This is a genomic window from Agromyces seonyuensis (assembly GCF_009789225.1).
GTDB classification, from domain to species: Bacteria; Actinomycetota; Actinomycetes; order Actinomycetales; family Microbacteriaceae; genus Agromyces; species Agromyces seonyuensis.
This window is the reverse complement of the sequence record NZ_WSTA01000140.1, coordinates 1-4,038: the sequence shown is the minus strand read 5'-3', so window position 1 is coordinate 4,038 and position 4,038 is coordinate 1. Positions and strand designations below refer to the sequence as shown.

General features: G+C 73.0%; 4 protein-coding genes. 3 read left to right on the top strand and 1 reads right to left on the bottom strand.

Translation table 11 applies throughout. The features are described 5' to 3' along the window. The coding region (locus GB864_RS17845) for a YflT domain-containing protein (protein ID WP_160427036.1) at positions 1–732 on the bottom strand (732 nt) is incomplete at its 3' end. 82 nt (positions 733–814) lie between these two features. Here GB864_RS17845 and GB864_RS17840 point away from each other — a divergent pair. From GB864_RS17840 to GB864_RS17830, 3 genes are read left to right on the top strand one after another with little or no spacing between them, the layout of a single operon-like run. Beyond that, positions 815–2,146 (top strand): magnesium transporter MgtE N-terminal domain-containing protein, encoded by a 1,332-nt coding sequence (locus GB864_RS17840; protein ID WP_160427035.1) that lies wholly within the window; start codon positions 815–817, stop codon positions 2,144–2,146. Next, the gene (locus tag GB864_RS17835) at positions 2,133–2,720 is read left to right on the top strand and encodes a DUF1003 domain-containing protein (protein ID WP_160427034.1); all 588 of its coding nucleotides are present in this window, start codon (positions 2,133–2,135) and stop codon (positions 2,718–2,720) included. The genes GB864_RS17840 and GB864_RS17835 overlap by 14 nt, the downstream gene beginning before the upstream one ends. Then, positions 2,707–3,894 (top strand): Mrp/NBP35 family ATP-binding protein, encoded by a 1,188-nt coding sequence (locus tag GB864_RS17830; protein ID WP_336604076.1) that lies wholly within the window; start codon positions 2,707–2,709, stop codon positions 3,892–3,894. The genes GB864_RS17835 and GB864_RS17830 overlap by 14 nt, the downstream gene beginning before the upstream one ends. The last annotated feature ends 144 nt before the right edge of the window (positions 3,895–4,038 follow it).

Genomic DNA, 4,038 nt, shown 5'->3' with positions numbered 1-4,038 from the left:
CGCCGACGGAGCCGACTCCCGTGCGGCCGCGGCCGAGGCGGCGCGCTCCTCCCGCTCGCGCTTGCGCGCCGCGTCGAGCGCCTCGCCGTAGGTCATCGGCGCCGGGGCGTTCGCGGCAGCGGCGCCGGCGGCCTCGGGGGCACCGGAGGGTGCGACATCCGCCGACGCCCCGAACGACGCAACGGGCGGGACGGGCGCGCCCGTCGGCTCGGGCGGCGCCGGGACGGAGCTCGGCACCGGCTGGCGGCCGAGTCCGCCGAGGGCTTCGCGGGCGCGCCCGGCCAGTTCGGCGGGCACGAGGATGCCGTAGCGCCCGGCGACGACCTGCATGACGGAGGTGAAGTCGCGGCGACGGCGGGTGATCGAGTAGCTGACGAGCGAGAACACCATGCCGAAGCCGGCGCCGATGAGCGCGGCGGAGAGCAGCAGCCCGACGCCGGCGGTCGGGGCGAAGATGAAGAACAGCAGCCCCGCGAACATGCCGAACCACAGGCCCGACAGCACGCCGCCGCCCGCGGCGCGACCCCAGCTCATCTTGCCGGTCACGCGTTCGACGCTCGTGAGCTCGGTGCCGATGATCGACACCTGCGCGACCGGGAAGTCGGCGCGCACGAGCACATCGACCGCCTGCTGCGCCTCGGGGTAGGTCGCGAAACTCGCGATCTGCATGCCGTCGGGGATGGTCGGGAAGGCACCTGCGCCGCGCCCGCCGATGGGCCTCGTGTTCGTCACCCTCCCCATCCTTCCACTGACCGGCCGTGACGGGGCTGTGCGGCGGCCCCGGCGCCCGCCGGGACGGGGCTAGATTGGTCGGGTGAGTGCAACGCGGGTCTTCGTCGCCCGGCTCAACGGCTCCCCGGTGTTCGATCCGGCGGGCGACCGGGTCGGGAAGGTCCGCGACGTCCTCGTCGTGTATCGCAAGTCCGAGGCGCCCCGGGTCGTCGGCCTCATCGTCGAAATCCCCGGCCGCAAGCGCGTCTTCATGTCGATCGGCAAGGTCACGGCCATCGAGGGCGGCCAGGTCATCACGACCGGCCTCGTCAACATGCGCCGCTTCGAGCAGCGCGGCGGCGAGGTGCTCGTCATCGCCGAGATGCTCGGTCGTCAGGTCGACTTCAACGACGGTTCCGGCCGCGCCACCATCGAGGACGTCGCGATCGAGGAGGAGGACGACGGCGACTGGGAAGTCACCCAGCTCTTCGTGCGCCGGCAGAAGTCCGGCGGCTCCCCGTTCGGCCGCGGCCAGACGTCCTACGTGACGTGGCGCGAGGTGAGCGAGGCCTCCAAGCCCGGCGAGGGCCAGTCGGCCGAGCAGCTCATCGCGACGTACTCCGAGCTGAAGCCCGCCGACCTCGCGAACACGCTCCTCGAACTGCCCGAGCAGCGCCGGCAGGACGTCGTCGAGGAACTGCCCGACGAGCGGCTCGCCGACGTGCTCGAGGAGATGCCCGAGCACGAGCAGATCGAGATCCTCCAGAAGCTCGACGACGACCGCGCCGCCGATGTCCTCGACCACATGCAGCCCGACGACGCGGCCGACCTCATCGCGCAGCTGCCGGAGGACCGCGGCGAGCACCTCCTCGAGCTCATGGAGCCGGACGAGGCCGACGACGTCCGCTTCCTGCTCTCGTACGGCCCCGACACGGCCGGCGGTCTCATGACGAACGAGCCGGTCATCCTCTCCCCCGACGCGACCGTCGCCGAGGGCCTCGCGCACATCCGCAAGCACGACCTGCCGCCCGCGCTCGGCGCGGCGGTCTGCGTCGCGCTCCCGCCGCTCGAGGCGCCGACCGGGCGCTTCCTCGGCGTCGTGCACTTCCAGCGGATGCTCCGCTACCCGCCCCAGGAGCGCCTCGGCGCCCTCATCGACCAGGGCCTCGAGCCCGTGCGCGCCGACACGTCGGCGGCCGAGGTCTCCCGCATCCTCGCCAGCTACGACCTCGTCTCCGTGCCGGTGGTCGACGAGGCGAACCGACTCGTCGGGGTGGTGACCATCGACGACGTCCTCGACTACCTCCTGCCCGACGACTGGCGAAGTCATCCGGAAGGGAACGACGAACATCGCCGCCGCGCGCAGGCGCGCGCGAGCTTGAGCACGGGCAGCATCCCGATCGCGGGAAGGAGGACGACCGATGGCACGAGGTAAGGCCAACGAGCGCCGCTTCGACACCCCGAAAGGGCTCGCCTCGCGGCCGACGTTCGGCAATGCGCCCGACAACGACCGGTTCGGCCGCGCGACCGAGTACATCGCCCGCGGCATGGGCACCCCGTGGTTCCTCGTCGGGCTGACGCTCTTCGTCGTGCTCTGGATGCTGTGGAACTCGCTCGCTCCCGAGTGGCTCCGCTTCGACTCCGCGGCGCTCGGCTTCACCGCCCTCACGCTGGTGCTCTCGCTGCAGGCCTCGTACGCCGCCCCGCTGATCCTGCTCGCGCAGAACCGGCAGGACGACCGCGACCGCGTGCAGTTCCAGCAGGACCGCGCTCGCGCGGAGCGCACCCTCGCCGACACCGAGTACCTCGCGCGCGAGGTCGTGGCGCTGCGGCTCGCGGTCAAGGATCTGGCGTCGAAGGACTTCATCCGCAGCGAGCTGCGCGCCCTCATCGAGGAGCTCGACCGCGAGGACGACGCCCCGCCGTCGAGCCCCGAGCGCCCGGCACCCCGCACCGCGTCCGGCCAGACCGGTACCCCCGACCAGGAGGCCGACCGTGCCCGCCGCTGAAGCCCAGGACCGCATCGACGAGCTGGTGCGCCGGGTGCGCGCCGCGCTCGACGGCGTCATCGACCCCGAGATCCGCCGCCCGATCACCGAGCTCGACATGGTCGGCCGCGTCGAGGCGAACGAGTCCGGCGACGTCAGCGTCGGCGTGAAGCTCACGATCGTCGGCTGCCCGGCGGCCGACCGCATCGAGCGCGACGTGCTCGCGGCCGCCGAGTCGGTCTCCGGGCCGGGCCGCGCCACCGTCGGCGTCTCGGTCATGACGCCCGCCGAGCGCACGGCGCTCACCGAGAAGCTGCGGGGCAGCAAGGTCGCCCGCGGCATCCCGTTCGGCCCCGATTCGCTGACGCGCGTCTACGCCGTCACGAGCGGCAAGGGCGGCGTCGGCAAGTCGACGGTCACCGCGAACCTCGCCGTGGCGCTCGCGCAACAGGGTCTGCGCGTCGGCCTCATCGACGCCGACGTGCACGGGTTCTCGATCCCCGGCCTCCTCGGACTCGGCGAGGACGACGGCACGGCGATGAAGCCGACGAAGGTCGGCGACATGATGCTGCCGCCCGTCGCCTACGGCGTGAAGGTCATCTCGATCGGCATGTTCCTCGACGTGCCGGAGGGCAAGCGGGCGTCGTCGGTCGCCGTCGCCTGGCGCGGGCCGATGCTGCACCGCACGATCTCGCAGTTCCTCACCGACGTCTACTTCGGCGATCTCGACGTCGTGCTGCTCGACCTGCCGCCGGGCACGGGCGACGTCGCGATCTCGGTCGGCCAACTGCTGCCGAACGCCGAGGTCATCGTCGTCACGACGCCGCAGCCGGCGGCGGCCGACGTCGCCGAGCGCTCGGGCGTCGTCGCCCGGCAGACCGGCCAGAAGGTCGTCGGCGTCGTCGAGAACATGGCCGGGCTCGTGCAGGCCGACGGCTCGGTGCTCGAGCTCTTCGGCTCCGGCGGCGGCGAGGAGGTCGCGGCCCGTCTCTCGGAGGACCAGGCGGAGCCCGTGCCCGTGCTCGCGCAGGTGCCCCTGTCGATCGCGCTGCGCATCGGCGGCGACTCCGGCGTGCCCGTCGTCGTCGCCGCGCCCGACGACCCCGCCGCGCTCGCGCTCGTCGAGCTCGCGAAGACCCTCGCGGGGCGTCCCCGGGAGCTCAGCGGGCGTTCACTGCCCATGTCGGTGCGGTAGGCCCGAGGATGCCTCGTCGCGTCGGCAGGCCCGGTGCGGCGCTGCTCGGCGGCGCCCTCGCGGCCGCGGCGGCGGTCGGGATGCTCGGCTGCGCGCCCGGGGTCGGAGGGGCACACGACTGAACTCCAGACACTTAGGCAACGC